Consider the following 22087-nt stretch of genomic DNA (forward strand, 5'->3'; position numbering starts at 1 on the left):
CACCCCGCCCGGCCTCGCAGTGCGGCCGCACCTGATGCCCATCCAGACCTACCAACGGCTCGGCGACCTGTTCCATGCTGCCGCCGACACCGGTGACGTCGCCGTCCGTGACCCGCCGTACGACACGTATGCCGGTGAGAACCTGCTGCCACTGGCCGGCAGCGCGCCAGCACCAGCGGAACCGGGCAACGGCCAGCACGAGGAAGCCCGGGACGAACCCAGACAGCGAGCGGAGGAAGACGCCGAGCCGGAAACCCGGCGTCAGAAGGCCCTCGACACCGTGCAGGTCTCCATCCTCGGCCCCTTGGAGATCACCGGCACCGCCGCCGACCTCCAGCCAAAGATGGCCGAACTCGTACTCGCCCTGACCCTGGCCGGGCCGACAGGGCTACGCAACGTCCAGCTCGCCGCGATGATGGGCCCCGACCCCGATACTCCCAAACCCTCCGACCAGCTCCGCCAGCTCATCACCCGCACCCGCGGCAAACTCGGCAAGGCCCCCGACGGGCAGACCCGCATCCACTGCGACTCCGCCTACGTCTACCGCACCCACGCCATCACCCTGGACTGGACCCGCTTCCAGGAACTCGCCGACCGCGGTGCCAAACGCAACCGCACCGAGGACCTGTGGGACGCGCTCGCCCTCGTACGGGGACCGGTGCTGGACGGCTGCTACCACTGGTGGCTGGAAACCCCGCTTCGAAAACATCCGCGCCGAGATCGTCGACGCCGGCGACCTGCTCGCCGAACTCGAACTCGACGCCGGCCGCCCCGACCGCTCCGCCCGCGCCGCACGGACTGGACTCGCCTCCGACCCCTACGCCGAACAGCTCTGGCGCGCCCTGATGCGCGCCGAATACGAAGCCGGGAACATCAGCCGCGTCCACGAAGCATGGAAAGCCTGCCTCAAGGCCGTCGCCGAAGTCAGCGCCGACGGCGACCCCCATCCTGAGACCGCTGCTTTGTACCGCAAGCTCGCCAACACTCGCCGCCCCGGATGAAGATCATCTTGGTGAGCTGATAGCAAACGGGCATAGGTAGCGATCGGAGCCGCTGGTGCGACTACTGGGCGCACCTTGACCGAGTCACTCCTACCTCCGCGCGGCGATGGGCCGGATCCCAAGCCCTCTGCTAACGGCTGGCTGTGGATGGCCTGCCTGTGGCGGCGGTGGGAGATCCTGGCCGCCTTGACGTCCGGGCCACCCGTCCGCGCGAGGTTTCCTGCCTGGGCCCTTAATCGGTTTTTGATCTGAGCTAAACTCGATATTCACAAATTTTCGATTTTGAGGCCTTTTGTATCGCCCGCGCTCCTCAAGTCAAGAGCAAGCGGAGCATGTGACGTAAATCGCAGGATCTCTGGGTTGTTTTCCGTAGAGCGCATTGGAACGTGCCTGGTGGGGCCTGTTATTGGCGGGTTGGCGGATATTGTCTAGATAACGGCATGTGATCATCTAGATGCGGAATCGGTCTTGACCTGTGGTGATCGGGCACGCATGATCACATTTGATCTGTTTATGTCAGCTTTATAGGGGCGAGTGGCCGTGTCGTGTCGCGCGCTTCGCTTTGCGTGCGGAGGGATTCGGCGTATCGATTTCGCGTGCCCGGAAACTGCTGCCCGGCAGGATGCGCGATCACTTCTGGCGGTCTTCTGTTGGAGCTGTGGCTGTCCTTGGCGTATTCGTCGCCGGGATCGGTGTGCCGGATGGGCTGACGCAGAAGGCGACTGCCGCAGAGGCGCCCTCTTCCGGTGGCGAGCGGAGCGTGGACGGACACCCGATTGCGCCGAAGGCTGCCCCGGAGGGGGTGGAGGACGCGCAGACGCCGGTCAAGCGTATCGCACCCCGCTGGCCGAAGGCGGGCTCCGGGAAAGCGGATCTTTCCAAGGGGGCGGCCGCTGTCGCGGTCGCCGGCTTGCCGGTGTCGGTGGCAGCGGTCGAGACGCCCTCCGCTCAGGCCTCGCCGAAGGCCGCACCCCCGGCTGGCTCCTCCGCTCAGGCCAAGCCCAGCCAGCCCAGTCCTGCTGCCAGGCCGACCGGGAAGGCCACCCCTGCGCCTTTGCCGTCCTCACCGTCTTCGGTGGCCGTGCAGACGTTCGACAACACGGTCGCTCGGCGGCTGGGTGGGGTCGGGGTCGCGGTGCGGCTCGCACGGGGCGACGCCGGCACTACGGCGGCCCCGGCGAGGGTCACCGTGGATTACTCGTCTTTCGGTAACGCGTACGCGGGTGGGTTCGCCTCGCGGCTGACAGTGCGCAAGGTGCCGGCCTGCATGCTGGACGCGGCTCCATCGCAGCAGTGCCAGGATCGAGCGAAGGCGACGACGCGGACGCTGCCGGTGGTCAACGACGTGGCCCACGGCAAGCTGACGGCGATCATGGATGCCGCGCCGGCGGCAGAGGCCTCCGCTTCCTCCGGTGCCTTCGTCTACACCTTGGCCACGTCGGCGAGCTCGACGGGGTCGGATGCGACCGGGTCGTTCGCGGCCACCGACCTGAAACCGTCGGGGACCTGGCAGGTAGGGGTTTCCGGAGGTGAGTTCTCCTACAGCTATCCGGTCCCGGCGGTGCCGCCACCGGGTGGCTCTGCTCCGGACCTGGCCCTGCAGTACTCGTCGTCGTCGGTGGACTCGCTGACCTCCTACACCAACAACCAGGCGCCTCTCGTCGGAGTGGGCTGGGATCTGAGCGCGGGGTTCATCGAGCGGCAGTTCCAGCAGTGTGCTCTGCCAGGGGAACGGCTGGAGGGACATCTGTGCTGGGAGTCTCCCGATTCGGATCCGGCGGGGTCGGCGCTGACGCTGTCGGTGGAGGGCCGCTCTTCAAAGATCGTGAAGGAGTCGTCGTCGGGGGCGTACAAGACGGAGGAGGACTTCGGCTGGAAGATTGACTACGTCACCTCGGGTGGTGAGAGCGGCCAGCCGTACTGGAAGGTCACCACGCAGAGTGGCACGGTCTACCGTTTCGGCTTCCACCGGGATTCCTCCTGGCAGGTTCCCGTTCTGGGCGACGACTCAGGCGAGCCGTGTCATTCGGCGTTCGTGGCGTCGGGCAGCTCCTACCCTGAGGCGTCGGCCTTCTGTCCGGCGGCATGGCGATGGCAGCTGGACCAGGAGGTCGATCCCAACGGCAATGTGATCGACTATACCTACGCGCGGGAGACCAACACCTACTGCCGGGCCGGCGGGACAGTGTGCTCCTGGGTGCCGGAGTACACGGTGAGCTACGACCGCGGCGGGTACCTGACGCAGGTCGCCTACGGCCACAACCTGAACGTGCCCGGTTCCTCCCCCACCGGCCGGATCGCCTTCGCCGCCGTCGACCGGGGGACCCCGCCGGACGGGGTCACCGACTGGGAGGACGACACGCCCACCGATCTGCTCTGCCTGAGTAGCGGAAACTGCGGCAGCAACGGCACGCCGACCTTCTTCACCAGCAAGCGGCTGGATTCGATCACCGCCTCGGCGTGGAACGCGACCTCCTCCCAATGGGAGGACGTGACCCAGCTCAAGCTGACCTACGACTGGATCGACACCGACTGCCCCGACGACTCTCCCTTCGGCTGCTTCGGCAAACCGGTGCTGTGGCTGGACCACATCCAGCAAATCGGCATGGCCGGAAACGGGCCGGACATCCCGGCACCGCCCATCGACTTCACAGCCACCCTGCTGGACAACCGCGCCGACTCGATCGAATACAGCGAGGACCAGGCGCCGTTCCGCATGCCGCGTATCTCGGCACTCACCACCGGCCTCGGCGGAGTCACCGAGATCACCTACGGCCAGGCCAATCCATGTGACGACCAGGGGATGACCGGGTGGGACGTCAGCGACCAGGACTGCTACGGCTGGGAGCTGTACAACTACACCCTCGGGGAATCGTCGATCTACCAGAACGGCGCCATTTACAACAAGTGGCTCGTCATGAAGACCGTGGAGCGGGACCTGGTGGCGGGCTCCCCGGACCAGGTCACTCAATACCAGTACGTCGGCAGCCCCGCCTGGGCCAGACCAGTGGAGCTCATCACCACACCGAGGCAGTGCACAGGCGACTCCTACCTGCTGGAGGAGTACTACCCCTGGCTGCAGACCTGCTACGAGTGGCCGGGCAACTGGACCGAATGGCGGGGCTACCAGACCGTCCGCGTCTTCAAGGGCACCCTCGGCGGGGACCTGTCCCAGGTGAGCGTGACAGCGAGCTCCTTCTACCGGGGGCTGTATGACGACACGCTCGCCGACGGAACCGCCAAGCACACCCAGGTCAGCGACTTCGACGGCACCGCCCACGACGACCTGCGGGTCTTCTCGGGCCGGCCCCTGCAGGAGCAGACCCTGCGCCTGACCGGCATGTCCACCCCTGTCTTCGCGTGTACGTATCCAACCTGGCGGTCCGGTGTCACGTATGACGCCGGGGACCGCGTGTCGTACCAGAACCATCACTGGGAGGCCTACGTCTCCAACAGAGCCAACAGCGGCTTCAACTCCAGCTGGTGGACCGATCTGGGCCCCTGCCCGAAAACTACGCCGGTCCCCAACGCCTTCGACGAAGAGTCCTCCGTCCGCTACGAATACACCAATGTGGTGACCGGCGGCGGTCCGAGCGTCTATGACCCCCACCAGGTCAACCAGACCCGAGAGGTGGCACGGGAGAAGGCCACCTCCGGCTGGCGGTACACCGAGACCAAGACCGAGTACAACGCCGACGGACTCCCGGTCAAGGTCAACGACTACGGCGAGCCTGGTACCGCCACGGACAACACCTGCACCGTCACCACCTACGCCCGCAACACCAGCAAGTGGCTGATCGACTATAAGGGGTCGGAGGAAAAACACGCTGGCGACGACTGCTCGGCCGGCGACCTGCTCAGCCGCACAGTCACCTTCTACGACGGCGCGACCGGCCCGACATCGAACACCCCAACCCGTGGGAACGCCACCGAAACCCGCGCCTACTCCACAGCGTCAGAATACTCAGTCACTAAAACCACCTTTGATGATTATGGCCGACCACTGACGTCGACTGACCCGCTGGGTAAGTCGACCACCACGACCTACACCCCGGCGGTGGGCTGGCCCTCCGGGGGAGTTGCTGTAACGAATCCTCTTGGGCATACGGCCACCACTTGGTCCTCTCCGTACAACGGAGAGATCGTCGGATCGCGTGATGCCAACGGCAACGACATGAACATCGACTACGATGCGCTCGGCCGTGCCCTGCTGCTGTGGACGCCTATGGCTCCCAAATCAGGGGGAACGCCGGCGGCAAAAGTCGCCTATACGATTCCGATGAATGGAACCGGCGCAGTTACTGGTCCACCTGTCACGGCCACGTCCCGGCTTCAGTCAGGCTCCAATACTTCTGCGAAGTGGGTGACCACTTACTCCTACGACGACGGGTTCGGTCGTCTTCGGGAGGCTCAATCGGCCTCGCCTGCGGGAGGCCGCATTGTGCAGGTCACCACTTATGATGCCCGAGGACTCACCGCAGCAAGCAGCGCGCCTGCTTACAACTCCGCTCAGCCGGGATCGGGCCTGCTCAATCCTGCCCTGACGTCGCTGCCGCAGTGGTCGGCCCCCGTCTACGACGCACTGGAGCGTACGGTCGCCCAGGTCGATATGTCAGGTTCAGGGGAGCTGCGTCGTACAATCACCAACTACCTGGGAGCGGACAAGTACGAGATCACACCACCGGTAGGCGGCAAGACGGTCTACTACACCGACACTGCCAAGCAAGCCATCAAGATCGAGGAGTGGCTGACCGGAGCAGGCGGACAGCAGGCAGCCGCGGCGGGGCCGGCCTCGCCGGCCGCCACAGCAGGGTCGTCCGCAGGCGCTGCTTCGACCCAACCAACGACGGACCCATCACCGCAGCCCAAGACAGACGAATCCTCAGACGTGTTATCGGCGTCGGAGGCAGACGCGGTACGCGGGAGTGCCCGGGCGAAGGCCAAGCGCTCGGGCAAGCCGGTCGAGGTAGCGGCGCTGACCTCGCCGGTGAGCTCGACCCTGGCCAACCCGGACGGCTCATTCACCACCACGATCAGCACCCAGCCGACCAGGATCAAGCGGTCCGGCACATGGACCGCGATCGACACCAGCCTGGTGGAGAAGAACAACGTCCTGGTCCCGCAGGCCGGTCCCAAGGTGCAGGTATCGAACGGCGGCACCGGGCCGTTCGCCACGATGGCCGACGACGCGGGCAACTCGATCGCGTTGAGCTGGCCCACCCCGTTGCCCCGCCCCACAGTCAAGGGAAACGTGGCACGGTACGCCGACGCCGCCGGTGAAGGCGCGGACCTGCTCGTAACCGTCCTCCCAGGCGGCGTACGCCACGACATCGAGCTCCGTGAACGACCGTCCGGGCCGCTGAACTTCACCATCGGCGTCAAAACCGCTGGCTGGCATCTGACGCAGGACGGTGAGGGCCGCCTGCAGCTCACCGACCAGGCGGGCACGCTGGTCACGCCGGTCGCTGAGCCCGTCATGCATGCCACGCATCCCCCTGCTCCCGCTGGTGAGCGCAACGCCGCCTCCGCGAAAGCGGTCGCGGCCGGCAGCCGGATCGGCGCCGTCACCACCCGCTTGACCGGTAGCGGCACCGACCAAGTGCTGACACTGACACCGGATGGCAAGTTCTTGGCGGACCCGAAGACGGTCTTCCCAGTAGTCGTTGATCCGACTGTCAGCCTGTCGGCCGCGGCCGACACCTGGACCACGACCGGAGGCGGCTCCAACAGCGCCGACCCGAGCCTGTACGTGGAGGCGTCTCCTCCCTTCTTCGGCGGTTTCGCTTCCCGCTCCTATCTGAAGTTCGACACCTCCTCCCTGACCGGCGCGCAGATCAGCAGTGCCTCGCTGAAGCTGTACAAGACCTACGACGACATCGTCGGCATGAGCGGCGGCCCGAAGGTCTCGCGCGTCACCGCGTCGTGGAACCCGACCACCCTCACCTGGGCGGCCCAGCCGTCCGTTACCACGACCGGACAGGCGACCCTGTCGGCGTCGTCGATCCATGACGGCGCCGCGGAGACGTTGACCTGGCCGATCACCTCGATCGTCCAGGCGTGGGCCTCCGGCACCCCCAACTACGGGCTGCAGGTACGCGAGTACGACGAGACCAACGACTGGGCCGTGCTGCAGTTCGACTCCGCCGAGGCCACGGGCAGCGGGACCCACCCGCCGCAGCTGTCGGTCACCTACACCATCGCCTCCGCACCCGCGGCCGGTAGCCTGTCGATCAGCCCGCTGACCGGTACGGCCGTGTCTTCCCTGACTCCGGCACTGCACGCGACCGTGTCCGACCCCGCAGGCGGCACCTTGCGGGCCGACTACGAGGTGGAGCACGATCCCGCTTACCCGGCCGAAGGCACCGGCCAGATCTGGACCGGCAGCTCATCGGGTGTCTCCTCCGGCAGTGACGCCCCGGCCGCCGTACCCGCCGGCAAGCTCACCGATGGCTGGCACTTGCGCTGGCGCGCCCGCGCCACCAACACCGGCACCTCCACCTCCTCGGCCTGGTCCGGCTGGCAGACCGCAGTAGTCGCGGTGCCTGACCCGGTGGTGGACCAGATGCAGGCGACCCCGTCGCAGGACCTGTCCGGAACGAAGGTCACCTCGACCCTCACGCCGGGGCTGGCCGCCCGGGTCACCACATCCGACGGCGGAGCGTCCCGGGTGGAGTTCGAGGTCGAGCACGACCCCGCCGACACCGCCCACGGGGCCGGTCAGATCTGGACCACCGGAGTCGACAACGTCGCCTCCGGCACCCAGGCTACGGTCACCGTGCCCGGCGGGAAACTCACCGACGGCTGGCAGGTCCGCTGGCGCGCCCGCGCGGTCGCCGCCGGGTCCAACGCCTCCGCCTGGAGCTCCTGGCAGCCGCTTACCGTGAAGCTTCCGGCTGCGGGAGTCTCCCAGCTGCAGATCACCCCCTCCCAGACCTCCGGCCAGACGACCACGGTCACCTCGCTCACCCCGCAACTGCTGGCCACGGTGACCGACGCCTACGGCGCACCGCTGCGGGCGGAGTTCGAACTCGAACACGACCCCGCCGACACCGCCCATGGCACCGGCCAGATCTGGACCACCGGAGTCGACAACGTCGCTTCCGGTACTCAGGCTACGGTCACGGTCCCCGGCGGAAAGCTGACCAGCGGCTGGGGGATCCGCTGGCGGGTCCGCGCGGTCAACGCCACCACTCAGGTCACCTCCGCCTGGTCCGGCTGGCAGTCCGCAACCGTCGACGTCGGGAACGTGGCGCCCGACCCGGCGGTGACGGCGCTGCAGGTCACCCCCTCCAGCGTGACAGGCGGCACCACGGTCACCACCTCGCTCGCCCCGCAGCTACGCGCCCAGGTCACCAACCCCGCCGGGGGCACCCTGCGGGCGGAGTTCGAACTCGAACACGACCCCGCCGACACCGATCACGGCACCGGTCAGATCTGGGCGACGGCGATCGACGACGTCCCGGCCGGCACCCAGGCCACCGTCACCGTCCCCGACGGGAAGCTGAGCGAGGGCTGGGTGGTGCGCTGGCGCGCCCGCGCCCTGGCCGGAGCCACCGCCTCGGCCTGGTCGGACTGGCAGACCGTCACGGTGGACCAGCCCGACCCGGTGCTGGGCACTCTGCAGGTCACCCCCTCCAGCGTGACGGGCGGCACCACGGTCACCAGCTCGCTGACCCCGCAGCTGCTCGCCCAGGTCACCGACCCCACCGGCGGCAAAGTGCGGGCGGAGTTCGAACTCGAACACGACCCCGCCGACACCCAGCACGGGACCGGCCAGATCTGGACAACCGCGATCGACGACGTCACCTCCGGCACCCAGGCCACCGCCGCCGTCCCCGACAGCAAACTCGCCGACGGCTGGCTCGTGCGCTGGCGCGCCAGAGCCGTCACCGCCGCCGGCACGTCGGCCTGGTCCAGCTGGCAGCAACTGAGCGTCATCGACAGCACCCAGATCCCCACCATCGACAACCCCCGCACCCAGCCCGCCACCAACGGCACAACCAACACGCTGACCCCCGCCCTGATCGCCAACGTCAACAGCACCAACGGCGGACAACTAGGGGCGGAGTTCCAGGTCGAACACGACCCCACCGACACCGCCCACGGCACCGGCCAGATCTGGACCACCACCGTCACCGGGGTGACCTCCGGCAACGACGCCGCCGTCACCATCCCCACCGGGAAACTGAGCAACGGATGGAAAATCCGCTGGCGCGCCCGCGCGACCCGCGGCGCCGCCACCTCCGACTGGACCACCTGGCAGACCATCACTGTCCAAGCGGCCCAGCACTACGACACCACTTATGAGTACGACCGCGGCGGCCGGATGACCAAGCAGACTGATGCCAACGGCAACGTCCGCACTTTCACTTATGACTTGCTGGGCCGCCGCACCGCCACGCATGATCCCGATGCTGGTGAATCCCAGGAGGCCTACGACGCAGCTGGCCAGACCAAGTGGTCGACGAACGGCAAAGGTGAGAAGATCTCGTACTCCTATGACGACCTCGGGCGTAAGACCGCCGTCTGGTTCGGTAATGTCGGGAGTGGCACGAAGCTGGCCGAATGGGTGTATGACACCCTTGCCAAGGGCGAACTAACCTCTGCGACCCGCTTCGTCAATGGCAACGCGTACGTCGACGCAGTAACCGCATATGACCCAATGGGCCGGCCAACCGGATCAACCATAACCATCCCCTCATCCGAGAATTTACTGGCGGGGAGTTACAATTTCTCCACAACCTACACTGTTAGTGGGCAGGTAAAAGCCCAAACGATGCCAGCCGCTGGAGGTCTCCCTGCGGAGACCGTAACCTCGACCTACACCGACTTGGACCTTCCCCTGGGCCTGTCGTCTGACCTGGGCGGCGGGTTCACATACGTTGGCTCCACAACCTATGACTCGATAGGGCGGCTTAAGAAGAGGAGCTACGGAGCCAACGGAAGCTTGAAGCGAGAGCTGGAGTGGAACCCAGCGACCGGCTGGCTCGACTGGACCCGCACTACTACCCAGACTGAAACCGCTAACCCAGTAATCAGGCAAGACGACAGGTACACCTACGACGTCTCAGGCGAGATCATCAAAATTCTCGACGCTGCCTCCTCCAGCGGTGATAGCGCCGGACAGTCCGAATGCTTCGCCTATGATGGGCTGCACCGTCTGTCCCAAGCCTGGACCACGACCGCGGCCAACTGTGGTTCCGGCACTGCATCCGCCGACAGCTTAGGTATAGACCCCTACGCCCAGTCCTATACCTACGACAGCATAGGCAATATCACCAGTCTCACCAATAGCGGGAAGACACTCACCTACGGCTACCCCCCGCCGGGAGGTTCGGCGGTGCGCCCGAACGCCGTCAATTCCATCACCGGGCAGGGCGGCACGGACAGCTACGTCTACGACGAGGCGGGTCAGCTCACCTCGCGCACCGTCGGCGGCAAAGCCGGCAACTTCACCTGGAATGAACTCGGCCAGTTGGAGAAGGCCAGGATCGACGGTCAGGACACCACTATGGTGTATGACGCCGATGGAGAGCGCCTGATTCGCCGCAATCCCAATGGCAAGGTGACCTTGTACCTCGGCTCCATGGAGATCGAGGTAGACGGCGATACCATCGCTGGGAAGCGCTACTACACCGCCCCGGACGGCAGCACAATCGCCATGCGCACCGGGGGCGAAGGTGCCACCTGGTTGATGTCCGGTCTGCACGGTTCCACTCAGCTCGCTGTCGATGACACTACCGGCAAGGTGTACCGCGAACGCTACCTCCCCTTCGGGCAGCGCCGCGGTGCCGACGACCTGCCCTTCACCGACCATGGCTTCTTGGGCAAGATCGAAGACGACTCAACCAAACTGAGCTACCTGTCCGCTCGCTACTACGACTCTGCGATCGCGAAATTTATCTCCACCGATCCTCAGCTCGATTTGCGTAAGCCGCAATGGGCAAACCCTTACGCCTACTCCGGCAACAATCCGATCGGTATGTCCGATCCGACTGGACTCGCTGTCGACGGCGGTGGCGGCAGCGGAGGAGGTCTAGCCCCTCCCTCGTCCGTCATGAACGCTCTACCCTCTGCGAAAAGAGCGCAATTCAATCGGCTCTGGAATCAGATGCAGAAGGAGTACACCAAACGTTATCTGGGGGCCGACTATCGATCGGCTGCCCGTGCTGACACGGGTCCTGAAGCGCAGCAGATGCGTCGACTGGCTGGCGCGCAGCTAGCCTATGATATCTGTAGAAAGATTAATTGCGGCGACGCCGCCTGGAATGCCTCGGTCCACGAACTTCTAAACAATCGTGATCTAGAGGATGTCCCCCTCTATGGGGAGGGAACTCGTCCTCCTGGTACGCGAGGTGCGAACGGATCCGGCAATAAGAAGGGGTCGGGCGCCAAGAGGCCCGGAGGGTGTTCCAGTAGCTTTGTTCCGGGCACCGTGGTGCTGATGGCCGACGGGAGTGAGAAGCCGATCGAGGAAGTCAAAATTGGCGAGATGGTACTCGCTCAGAATCCCGTCACAGGGAAGACTGAAGCCCGGCCGGTAATCAGGCTGATCAACAGTTCCGGCGAGAAGAGTATCATTCAGCTCACCGTGGACATCGACGGCCTCGACGGAGACAAGACTGGCCTCATCCTCTCGACTGAGTTGCACCCCTTCTGGGTCAGCGACTTGGGTCACTGGCTGAACGCCAAAGACCTGCAAGTAGGCATGCATCTGCGCTCTTCTGCGGGCGATGAGTTGATGGTTACAGCTGTCGCCGGCTATCACTCTAGTGCTCAGCGCGTCTATAATCTGACGACTGACACCTTGCACACCTACTACGTGGGGGCCTCCGCCGCACATGTTCTAGTCCATAATGCTGCATCTTGCTTTGAGATGCAGTCGGCGATCGCAAATGATCCGTATCTCACTCGAGCTGCGAAGGAGGCCGGCAAGAGTAATCAAAAGGGCCTGGACCACCTATTCTCGCAGCTTTCGCAGGGAAACCTGAATCCTGGTATCGGAACGAAAGCGCTAGCGGGTACAGATGTCATGTATGCACGAGCTGATGATGGGGCGCGACTCTTCTTTCGCAAGGTAGGTAACAGGATTATTATCGTTGGCAAGGCTAACAAGGGTAACGAAAAGAAAGTGATTGCGAGGCTGAAGAAGCTTTATGCCCAGTGAACCATATTTCTCCTGGCGAGAAGACGATTTCGCTCTGGATATCCTTCTGGATGGGGAAGTGGATCCGGAACTACTGGAGGTAGGGGATTCTATAATCACGCTGCCAACGGGGGAAGAGTACAGTGCGCTCATGGTGACGAGAGAGGAGATTGTCCGTATTATGGATCGGCATGCCGAGACTGGGGAGTCGTTGCATGGTAGGTTCTTTTGTGTGCCGGATTTGATTGTGATAAGGGGAAGGGGTGTTACTGAGATGGTTGATGTCGTTCGCGAAATCGTTAGATTGGAGAAAGTGTCTAAGCTGCTTCCCCGGATTGCCGGGGAGGGTCAAGACAGCTTGCCTCACATGTAATACGAATTCCTGGTGCCCAGTCGTGCCAACTGTAAATAGTGCGTCCCGGGCGCGGTCCCGCTGCCGGTCATTGCCAGGAGCCGAACAACGTGAACCGGGTTGGCGGCGTCTGCCACCCCACGTAGCCCGGCTGCCCCGCTTATAAACCCACACGCAGCATCGGGTTGTTCTTCCACTTGTCGCGGTGGCGGATGTACTGCATGACCACCGGGGACTTTTCCGACCACCGGCCGTGCTGGCAGATTCCGGACATGGTTGCGCCGGTGTCGGCGGCGTCCGTGGCTCCGCCGGCGCGCAGGCCGTGAGCGGAGTAGCGGTCGGCGTGTGGGAGGTCGGCCGCTCGGGCAGCATTTTTGACGACTAGGTTGATCGCCTCGGGCGTCATGCGGGTGCCGTCGCCGCGTCCGGCTCGACGCAAGGGCGTGCCGTCGTCGCCGATTGCGCCCGCGATGCGGCCGTTCTTGTCGATGGCGCGGAACACCGGCCCGCTGGTGATGCCGTGTTCGGCGAGGATCTCCAGCCATGCCGACTCGACCCGTACCGGGCAGGTCCCGGGGTGGGAGCCGTACGGCAGCGGCACGCTGACGCCGCGGGCGTCGCGGTCGGTCTTCGACATCGGGATGAAGAGCTCCAGGCCTTCCCGCAGGAAGGTCAGGTCCTCGATGTTCAGGTTGTGCAGCTCGATCCGGCGGGTCATCGCCGCGTACCCGACGGTCAGGATGGCCCGGTTGCGCTGTCCCGTGGGACCGTCTTCCGGCTGGGCCTCGATCATCGCCCGCAGGATCTCGATGGTGATGGGCAGCGAGCGCCGCGGCCGGAAGCCGGACTTCGCCCGCAGCTTGCGGTAAGAGCGCAGGGCCTCCCGGATCGGCCGGGTGTTCGGCCGTTCGGCGCCGGTGTCGGTGTGGATGGACAGGATGGCCGAGACGGCCCGGTCGACCGTGGCCGGGGCCCGGCCCAAAGTGGTGAGGTAGGCGATGTAGTTGACGACCGTCGCCGTGGTGGCCGGCAGCGGGGAGGCTTCGTTGGCAGCGCACCAGTCGGAGAACCTGGCCCAGTCTCCGGCGTAGGCCCGGTGCGTGTCCTCCGAGCGTGCCTGCCGGAGCAGTTCGGCTGCTTCGTCGCTGAGGACCTCCTCCACCACCGCGAGGTCCAATGAGCGCGGGACGATACGTCCCTCGATGGCCGGGTCTGGGGCCACATCGCCGCGCATGTCCGCATACCTCAAGATCCTCGAAGCTGATTTCCGATAACATGCATTATCGGAAATCAAAGTTCATCGAATCGCAGAAGGGTGGTCGCGCGATGGGCGAGGGCAGCGGTACCAGGGTGCTGCGACTTGCGAGCCACTCCAAGCACGCTGACGTGAGTCCATGGAGCGATCCCTGGCGAGGCCGGTGACGTCGGTGAGCGAATTCAGCCGTTCTGTGGATGACGACACCGACTTACGACCGAACGGTGGAGACCGTATCTGGTTCCTGACGGGGCCGCTGGGTGGGGTCCAACTGTCATTTTCTCGCCATCGCGATGCGAGTCCCGGCTTCCGCGAGTGGATAGGTAGGACAATCCACTACCACTCGCCAAAGCCATTGTTTCCAGGTCATCGGCAGCGGCGGGGTGACTGTCCGTATGTGCCCGGGTGGCGGTGTTACCAGGCTGGGTCGCTCGTGCCTGAGGACCTTCCGCAGGAGTGGTCGGCGGCCGGCCGCGACGATGAGGTGATCTGGCGGGTGCTTGAGCTGGCCTACCAGCGGTTCTTCGTGGACACGACGCTGCAGGATTACCGGACGAGGATGTCGCGGGTGCTGTCGGAGGTCCTCGGTGGAGACGAGAAAAGTGATTGACCCTCAGCGTATGAACTCGACGATGTAGACGAAGGGGACTCGGCAGGTTCAGATGCGGAGGCTGAAACCACGGCTGTGTCATAGATGATCAACTAGTACTCCAGCGTAGACGGTGTTCCCCGATCGTCAGGCGCGGTGCCCCAGCGGCAGAGGCCTCCCATCCCATGCGTGGGCGAAACGGCGAGGTCAGCCCTCTGGGATATCCCGTCTTCCCCGTCATCTTGTAGGCCGGCCTCCATCTGAACCACTATTCCGGCAAGGCTGCTGGACTGGCCGAGCAAATCGTCATGACGCGAAATGGGAGGGTTCGGCGATGCGAAGCAAGATCGCATGGAGGATGTCGAAGGGTGCAGCACTCTCGGCAGCGGTAGCCGGCTTGGTTCTCTTATCGCCAGCACCGCAAGCGAACGCGGGGACATGCAGTCTCGGGTTCATCTGCGGCTACGTCGAAAACTACCTGCCGAGTTCGTACACGGTGAAGGTCGCGGAGCTCGGGGTCGGCTCGGAGACGTGCGTGACCCAAGAGGGAACCTTCACCTGCAAGACGTACTGGCTGCCCAGCGGAACGAAGAGCAAGCAGATCGGCGTCAAGGACGTCGACGCGCTGACAGTCGAGAACGCCGCATGGACCACGAATAACAACAGCACCTGGTTCGGCGCAGGCGCCTGGGAGAGGATCCACGACGACCAGGGGCGTGTTTGCAGCGTGAAGGACGGGCATCCGGCCTGCTATCAGAACTGAACCGCGCCGGGTTTTATGGAGACTCTGATGCGTGGTCTGTACCGCGGTGAGTGCGGCCTGCTGGTGACGGTGGTAGATCGCTTCGTTGCAGGTGGGGGCGACCTGCCAACCGACGACCATCCGGGAGTACATGTCGATGACGAAGGCCGCGTACACCCATCCTGACCGGGTCGGCGCCGGCGGGTGGAACTCGCGCTCGGCCAGGTCGGCCGCGTCGAACGTCTTTGTCGGACCCTCCGGGCACGATGGCCGCATGACTGAAGCGCCCCCGATCGACGCGATCGCCGATGAGACCGCCTACACCGAGGCGGTCCAGCTGGCGGCCGACGCAGCCGCGGCCTACTACGGTGACGGCACCTCCCCGCTGGACGATGACGCCTACGACCGGCTGGTCCGAGGCATCGCCGCCTATGAGAAGGCCCACCCCGGTCAGGTGCTGGGGGCCTCGCCGACGGGCAAGGTCGCCGGAGTCGTGGGTGATGTCCCGCACACCGTGCCCATGCTCAGCTTGGACAACGTGTTCGGGCCCGAGGAGCTGGCCGGCTGGGCCGCCTCGCTGGAGCGCCGGCTCGGCCGCCCGGTGACCGCATGGTCCGTGGAGCCGAAGCTGGACGGGCTGGCGGTCGCCGCCCGCTACCGTCACGGCCGCCTCGTCCAGTTGGTCACCCGCGGCGACGGGAGCGCGGGCGAGGACGTCTCACACGCGATCGGGACGATCGTGGGCCTCCCCGGGCAGCTCGCCGACCCGGTCACTGTGGAGCTGCGCGGCGAGGTGATGATGACCGCCCGGCAGTTCGAGGAGGCGTGCGCGAAACGGCAGGCGCATGACGGGACCACGTTCGCGAATCCGCGCAGCGCCGCCGCGGGCACGCTGAGGGCGCAGGACCGGCCATACGTGTGCGAGCTGACGTTCTTCGGGTACGGCGCGCTGCCGCTGCCTGACGACACCTCCGGCCTCGCCACGCGGCTCCGGGAATCGCCGCACAGCCAGGTGATGGACTGGGTCGCCGGGCAGGGTGTGCAGACCACGGCCGGGACCGCGGTCGCCGGCATCGTCGCGACGACTGTGGAGCAGGCGCAGCAGCGGGTCGAGGAGATCGCGGCCGCGCGGCCGGAGCTGCCGTTCGGGATCGACGGCATCGTGATCAAGGCGGATGACGCGGCGGACCAGGCGCAGGCCGGGTTCGGCTCCCGGGCACCGCGGTGGGCGATCGCGTACAAGCTGCCCGCCGTACAGAAGATCACCAAGCTGCTCACGGTGGAGTGGAACACCGGCCGGACGGGGGTGATCGCCCCGCGGGCGGTTCTGGAGCCGGTGGAGCTGGACGGCTCCGTCGTGACGTACGCCACGCTGCACAACCCCTCCGACATCACGCGCCGTGGGCTGATGCTGGGGGACAGCGTCGTCGTCTACAAGGCCGGCGACGTGATCCCGCGGGTGGAGTCCCCGGTGGTGCACCTGCGCACCGGCGGCGAGCAGCCCATCGTGTTCCCGGAGGAGTGCCCGACCTGCGGTGGTGAGATCGACACCTCCCAGGAGCGGTGGAGATGCGTGCGAGGCCGGAACTGCCGCGCGATCGCCTCGATCCGGTACGCGGTCGGCCGCGATCAGCTGGACGTGGAAGGGCTGGCCGACAACCGCGTCCAGCAGATGCTGGACGCCGGATTGATCGCCGACTTCGGCGACCTGTTCTTCCTCACACGCGAGCAGCTACTGGGCCTGGAGCGGATGGGGGAGGTGTCTACCGACAACCTCCTGGCGGCCATCGACAGGGCCAGGACCAGACCGCTGAGCCGGGTGTTCTGCGCGCTCGGCGTCCGGGGGACAGGGCGCTCGATGAGCCGCCGCATCGCCCGGCACTTCGGCACCATGGAGGCGATCCGTGCGGCCGACGCCGAGGGGCTGCAGAAGGTGGACGGTATCGGCCCGGAGAAGGCGCCCGTGATCGTCGCTGACCTGGCCGAGCTGTCCGACCTCATCGACAAGCTCGTCCGCGCCGGGGTGAATATGGCCGAGCCCGATGCGAAGGTGCCCGTCGCTGACGAGGGCGGCACCACCACCCCGGCGTCGGGCGAGGACGAGCCGGGTGCGCTGCCGCTGACCGGGATGACGGTCGTGGTCACGGGCGCGATGAGCGGGCAGCTGGCGGCGCTGTCCCGCAACCAGATGAACGAGCTCATCGAACAGGCCGGAGGCCGGGCGTCCTCCAGCGTCTCGGCGAAGACCTCGCTGGTCGTCGCGGGCGACAACGCGGGGTCCAAGCGGGCGAAGGCCGAATCCCTCGGTGTGCGGATCGCTTCCCCCGAGGAGTTCGCCGAGATGGTCGCGCAGCTGTTGTAAACGACCCTGCTCGTCTGCCGGCTCTCCACGACTCGAGGCCGGATCACCGCGCACCTCGTCATAGCGGACGGCGTCAGAGCGGGCGGCGCAGCCCGTCCAGCACGAGGGTGATGACATCGTCGGCCTCAGCCCGCCAGTTGGGGCGGTCATGGGCCGCACCGATGCCGTGCAGCGCCATCATCACAGCACCGGCATCCACGTCGTCGCGAACGGCGCCGTCCCGCACGGCGGCGGCCACCAGGTCGGTGACAGCCTGCTCCAGGGCCAGGCTGCCCTCGGCGAGAGCACCCGAGCGATCGGCCATGAGCGTGGCCAGCGTCCGGGCCAGGCCCTCGTGGGCGGCTATGTGGTCGACCATGCCGCGTAGGAAGGCCGCCAGAGCCTCCGCCGCGGGCAGCGTGGCCTGCAGCCGGCGGGCGCGGTCGCACAGCGCGGCGACTTCCCCGTGGTAGACCGCCTCGGCCAGCGCCTCCCGGGTGGGGAAGTGGCGGTACAACGTGCCGGTGCCCACCCCGGCCAGGCGGGCGAAGTCATCGAAGCGCAGGTCGAAGAAGCCGCCGGCGTCGAAGACCTCTCGTGCCTTGGCGATCAGGACATCGCGGTTGCGCCGTGCGTCGGCCCGCAGCGGCTTGTCGGCGGCCATGCGCTCCCTCACGTTGACAAATGGAGATTACCTCCATATTTTCCAAAGTGGAGATGGTCTCCAGATCGATCGTACCCCACGAGGTGCAGCGTGAAGATCCTGATGTTCGGCCGAGGCGTGATCGCCACCGTCTACGGCTGGGTCCTGCAACAGGCGGGACACGACGTCGAGTTCTACGTCCGGCCGGGTCGCGCGGAGACGTACGGAGACGCGGTGGACCTCGACCTGATCGATACGCGGCGTCGGGTGTGGGGGCGGCGCATCGTCGAGAGGTGGCCGGTGCGCTACCGCGAGGCGCTGGAGCCGGACCACGATTTCGACCTGATCGTGCTCAGCGTGCCGCACCACCGCCTCGCGGAGGCGACGGCCTTCCTGTCCCCGCGTGTCGGCCAGGCCACGGTGCTGGTCTTCGGCAACATCTGGACCGAGCCGACGGCCGCGATCGGCGCACTCCCTGCCGACCGGATCGCCTGGGGCTTTCCCCAGGCCGGTGGCGGTTTCGGGGCGGACGGCGTGCTCCGTGGGATGCTGCTGCCGTCGGTCGTCTTCGGCACTCTCGGCCGGCCCCCGACCGGCCGTGAGCGGGCCGTGCGCCAGGTGTTTCGCGAGGCCGGGCTCCGGCTCAGGGAGCGACCCGACTTCCGCGGCTGGCTGTGGGTCCATTTCGTGTCGGATGCCGGCCTGCTCTCGCAGGGCCTGCGGGCGGGTTCCCTGTCCAAGCTGGTCGGCGCGACGGGCGACCTGCGCGAGGGGCTGCTGGCCGTCCGCGAGCTTCTGCCGCTCCTCAAGGCGCGCGGCGTTGACCTGCGACGTCACCGGGGCGGTGTGCTGCTGTTCCGTGCGCCCACCTGGCTGACGGCCCCCGCGCTCGCCTGGCTGACTGCTCATGTCGCGCTCGCGCGCGTGAGTTTGGCGGCGCACTCCGACCCCGAGGCGGAGGAGCCGCGTGAGGTCTGCCGGGACACCCTGGCCGAAGCACGACGGTTGGGCATCTCGGTGCCGCGACTGGAAGCGGCGGAACCGCTCTTCGCCCGAGAGGGCACGAGTCGAGCCTGAATTCGCCGATGGTTTCGGTCCCGGTGGTCCGCCGAACCGTGAAGATCGGCCGCCCCACCGCCTAGAGGCCCCGGCGGAGGCGCACACTCCTTAAGCGTCTTGCCCCGGTACGGGAGCCCGACGAAGTGTCCAGGAAGGCCTACCCGTTGTAGCGGAAGACGACGTGGCCCTGGGGAGGTTTCCAGGTGAAGCCCGCGGCCAGCGCCGAACCGGTACCCGGGATGGCGACGAGGTCCGACCACTCGAAGCCGCTCGACGCGGGAGTGACGGTCTGGCGGATCAGCTTCCGGCTGGTGTGGTGCATGACGTCGACGGACAAGGTGGTGTAGGCATAGGGATCCTGCCCGTCAGGCGTCGCGGTGATCGACTGCCGGTACGAAGCCGCGAGCACACCGCCCCGGCCGTCGGGGGCGAGGTCCTTGATGACGTCGCCGGGCAGGCGGACCTGGTGCCATTTCGCGCCGTCCCAGCGCAGCAGGACGGCTCCCGGCTGGGACCAGTCGCCCTGCTGAAACCCCACGGCGACCCAGACGTCCTTCGTTCCCGAGGTGACCAGCGCGTCGATCCGGAGCTTCACGGGCCCGTACGCCGGGACGGGGGCGGCGGGCACGGCTATCTCGGGCAGCCTCACCCTGCTCCAGGCCAGGCCGTTCCAGCGCCTGACGGACGAGGGCCCGAAGCCCCAGATGTCGCCCGGCGACCGTACGCTGACTCCTTCCAGAGAGGCGGGGAAGGGCAGGCTCGTCCAGCGGCCGCTGTGGAAGCGCTTGAAGAATCCCTTCCCTGTTCGGTCGTCACGGCCCAGGATCCAGGTGCCCGCGTCCAGGACGTCCAGGTCGGTGATCGAAGTACGGCCCGAGCCCATGAGCCGCCACCGGCTGCCGTCCCAGCGCGAGAGCACCGACCGGGTGGCGGCCGAGATGTCGCCCCTCCCCGGGGCGACGGCCGTGCCGGCGGCCCACACGTTGACCGGGGACGAGGCATCGACCAGCGAGACCTCACGGAGCGGGAACCCCGTGGGACCCGCGGGGTTCGCGGTCGTCGTCCATCTGCGCCCGTCCCAGTGTTTGATCAGGGGAGCCGTGAAGTAGGAGCCGTTCCTCGGATCAGGCGTCCCGGTCCTGCGCGCACCCACGGCCCACGCGTCGGCGGGCCCGGTGGCGGCGAGGTCGTCGACGGATGAGCCGGCCCCGCCGCGCAGGCTCACCTGCCATCCCGACGTCGTATCGGCGGCGGCCGAAGGGACCGGGGCGAGGCCGACACCGGCCGCCAGTACGAGGGCCAAGGGGGTGCGATAGCCGTCCACATTAAGAAGACGGCGATCGCCGGCCCCCGGTTGCGCCTTCGAAGGTGAACAACAGGCGTCGAGCGACCCCGGACACCGGCCGGATGAGGACGGCCATGGCGGTCGCGGCCGCTCGTGAACACGGTGAGCACGCGCCGCTCGTAGGCGGCGTGGAACGCTCGCCGCACGCGACCGTTCCTGCGGCGACCAGATCCGGCGGATTCGGCAACGTCCCGACGAGAGTCGCGGAGCGTTGACTTTGTCTCAAGCAATGTCTCATGATGTTGCTACAAACCTTGCGACAAAGGAGGAGTCATGGCCCATGAGCCGTTATCGGACACCGGCCCGTCGGCGCGTGCGACGGACCTGCGGCCGGCGGACGCATGGCTGGCCCGGCACGGCCTGTCCGGTGCCCGCCCGACCCCGCTGCTGGCCAGCAGGCTGGCGGTCCGGGGACGTGCCCGCCTCGCCACCGCGACAATTCTGGCCTTGCTGATCGTGGCGAGCGCGCTCGCCGCCGTTCCCGCCTTCGACGGCCGCGAGCCGCCTCGCCCGCTGCCGCTGCTGGCCCTGACCGCGCTGGTGGCCGGGCTGCTGCTCGCACAATCGCTGCTCGACTGGTGGGTGCGACGCGTCGACCAGCGGGCGGGCGCGACGCTGTCCCGCAGGGCCGCCCATCCGATCCAGCCCAGCTGGCGGGCCGTGCTCGGCCTGCCGTACGCCGTCTTCGCGGTCGCCACGTTCGCCGGCGCGACGGCACTGGCCGGGAGCGCCCTCGCCGTTCCCGACCCCACCGTGCGGCAGTTGGCCGTCGTCACGCTGATCGGCCTGCTCGGCGTGACGGTCATCACCGCCGTGCAACTGCGCCACCTGCTGCGGCGCCCGGTCGTGGCGGAGGACGAGGACTCGCTGACCGCCGACGTCATCATGCGCGTCGAGGATGCCCGCGACCTCACCACGCCAAGCGTGCAGTGGTCGCTGCCCATGGTGCTGCTGTTCGGCACCGCGCCCGGCTGGTTGAGCGCCGCCGCGGTCGCCAACGTGATCGTGGGTCTGGTCGCGTATGTCGCGCTCCGTGCCAGGACGCCGTCGAGCGCGACGGTGGCCCGGCGGGTGATGAGCGTCCGATGATCGTCATCGACGCGGCCTCGCCGGTGCCGCCGTTCGAGCAGCTGCGAACCCAGCTCGCCCGGCAGATTCAGGATCGCACGCTGGCTGTGGGCACCCGCCTTCCGACCATCCGCCAGCTCGCGGCCAACCTTGGCCTGGCCGTGAACACGGTCGGCCGGGCGTACCGGGAGCTGGAGGAGGCGGGGCTGATCGAAACGCGCGGGCGGGCGGGTTCGTTCGTGTCGGCCGCCGGCGAGGACGGCCTGGAGCGGGCCCGCCGGGCCGCCGCCGATTATGCGGCCGTGGTCGCCAGCGTCGGCATCGACACGGGCGAGGCGATCCGCATCGTGCAGGCGGCGCTGACCTCTGGCACGGTGACACCGGCCTCGCGATGACCACGACCCGGTCGCGGGGCCATGTCGCCGGAGCAGCCGCCGATCAGAAAGCGTCCGCCGAAAAGGGATCTCAGTACGATCACGTCTGCGACCGGGCCCCTCTCGACCCTGCCGGACAGGCGTCGCTGACGCCCACCGCTATGGAGAGGGC

11 protein-coding genes are annotated in these 22087 nt (G+C 66.9%); 8 read left to right on the plus strand and 3 right to left on the minus strand.

Annotated features, from left to right (window positions below):
• Positions 1 to 599 precede the first annotated feature (599 nt).
• Positions 600 to 1001, plus strand: a complete 402-nt coding sequence (locus F5972_RS39410; protein WP_191910211.1) for a bacterial transcriptional activator domain-containing protein — start codon at positions 600 to 602, stop codon at positions 999 to 1001.
• Positions 1002 to 1659: 658 nt separating this feature from the next.
• Positions 1660 to 12168 (plus strand): DNRLRE domain-containing protein, encoded by a 10509-nt coding sequence (locus F5972_RS38880; RefSeq protein ID WP_191910212.1) that lies wholly within the window; start codon positions 1660 to 1662, stop codon positions 12166 to 12168.
• 491 nt (positions 12169 to 12659) lie between these two features.
• On the opposite strand, the gene F5972_RS19390 is transcribed toward F5972_RS38880, so the two are convergent.
• The gene (locus F5972_RS19390; protein WP_150934946.1) at positions 12660 to 13733 is read right to left on the minus strand and encodes a tyrosine-type recombinase/integrase; all 1074 of its coding nucleotides are present in this window, start codon (positions 13731 to 13733) and stop codon (positions 12660 to 12662) included.
• 454 nt (positions 13734 to 14187) lie between these two features.
• On the opposite strand from F5972_RS19390, the gene F5972_RS37340 reads away from it, so the two are divergent.
• From F5972_RS37340 to ligA, 3 genes are all read left to right on the plus strand, one after another.
• Positions 14188 to 14364 (plus strand): hypothetical protein, encoded by a 177-nt coding sequence (locus F5972_RS37340; RefSeq protein ID WP_191910213.1) that lies wholly within the window; start codon positions 14188 to 14190, stop codon positions 14362 to 14364.
• Positions 14365 to 14677: 313 nt separating this feature from the next.
• Positions 14678 to 15106 (plus strand): hypothetical protein, encoded by a 429-nt coding sequence (locus tag F5972_RS19395; protein ID WP_150934947.1) that lies wholly within the window; start codon positions 14678 to 14680, stop codon positions 15104 to 15106.
• A gap of 253 nt (positions 15107 to 15359) precedes the next feature.
• Positions 15360 to 17447: an NAD-dependent DNA ligase LigA gene (gene ligA, locus F5972_RS19400; RefSeq protein ID WP_150934948.1), complete on the plus strand. Its 2088-nt coding sequence runs from the start codon at positions 15360 to 15362 to the stop codon at positions 17445 to 17447.
• Positions 17448 to 17520: 73 nt separating this feature from the next.
• On the opposite strand, the gene F5972_RS19405 is transcribed toward ligA, so the two are convergent.
• Positions 17521 to 18102 carry a TetR/AcrR family transcriptional regulator gene (locus F5972_RS19405; RefSeq protein WP_225311644.1) on the minus strand — a complete coding sequence of 194 codons (582 nt, stop codon included), beginning with the start codon at positions 18100 to 18102 and terminating at the stop codon, positions 17521 to 17523.
• A 78-nt stretch (positions 18103 to 18180) separates the two neighbouring features.
• Here F5972_RS19405 and F5972_RS19410 point away from each other — a divergent pair, with 78 nt between their 5' ends.
• A complete protein-coding gene (locus F5972_RS19410; protein ID WP_150934949.1) occupies positions 18181 to 19146 on the plus strand; it encodes a ketopantoate reductase family protein in 966 nt (321 codons plus the stop codon).
• A gap of 139 nt (positions 19147 to 19285) precedes the next feature.
• Here F5972_RS19410 and F5972_RS19415 read toward each other — a convergent pair whose 3' ends face one another.
• Positions 19286 to 20431: a hypothetical protein gene (locus F5972_RS19415; protein ID WP_150934950.1), complete on the minus strand. Its 1146-nt coding sequence runs from the start codon at positions 20429 to 20431 to the stop codon at positions 19286 to 19288.
• 315 nt (positions 20432 to 20746) lie between these two features.
• Between F5972_RS19415 and F5972_RS19420 the strand changes: the two genes are divergently transcribed.
• Positions 20747 to 21562 (plus strand): hypothetical protein, encoded by an 816-nt coding sequence (locus tag F5972_RS19420; RefSeq protein WP_150934951.1) that lies wholly within the window; start codon positions 20747 to 20749, stop codon positions 21560 to 21562.
• Positions 21559 to 21936, plus strand: a complete 378-nt coding sequence (locus tag F5972_RS19425; RefSeq protein ID WP_150934952.1) for a GntR family transcriptional regulator — start codon at positions 21559 to 21561, stop codon at positions 21934 to 21936. The genes F5972_RS19420 and F5972_RS19425 overlap by 4 nt, the downstream gene beginning before the upstream one ends.
• The last annotated feature ends 151 nt before the right edge of the window (positions 21937 to 22087 follow it).

It is taken from the genome of Microbispora cellulosiformans, from assembly GCF_008728085.1.
GTDB lineage: Bacteria > Actinomycetota > Actinomycetes > Streptosporangiales > Streptosporangiaceae > Microbispora > Microbispora amethystogenes.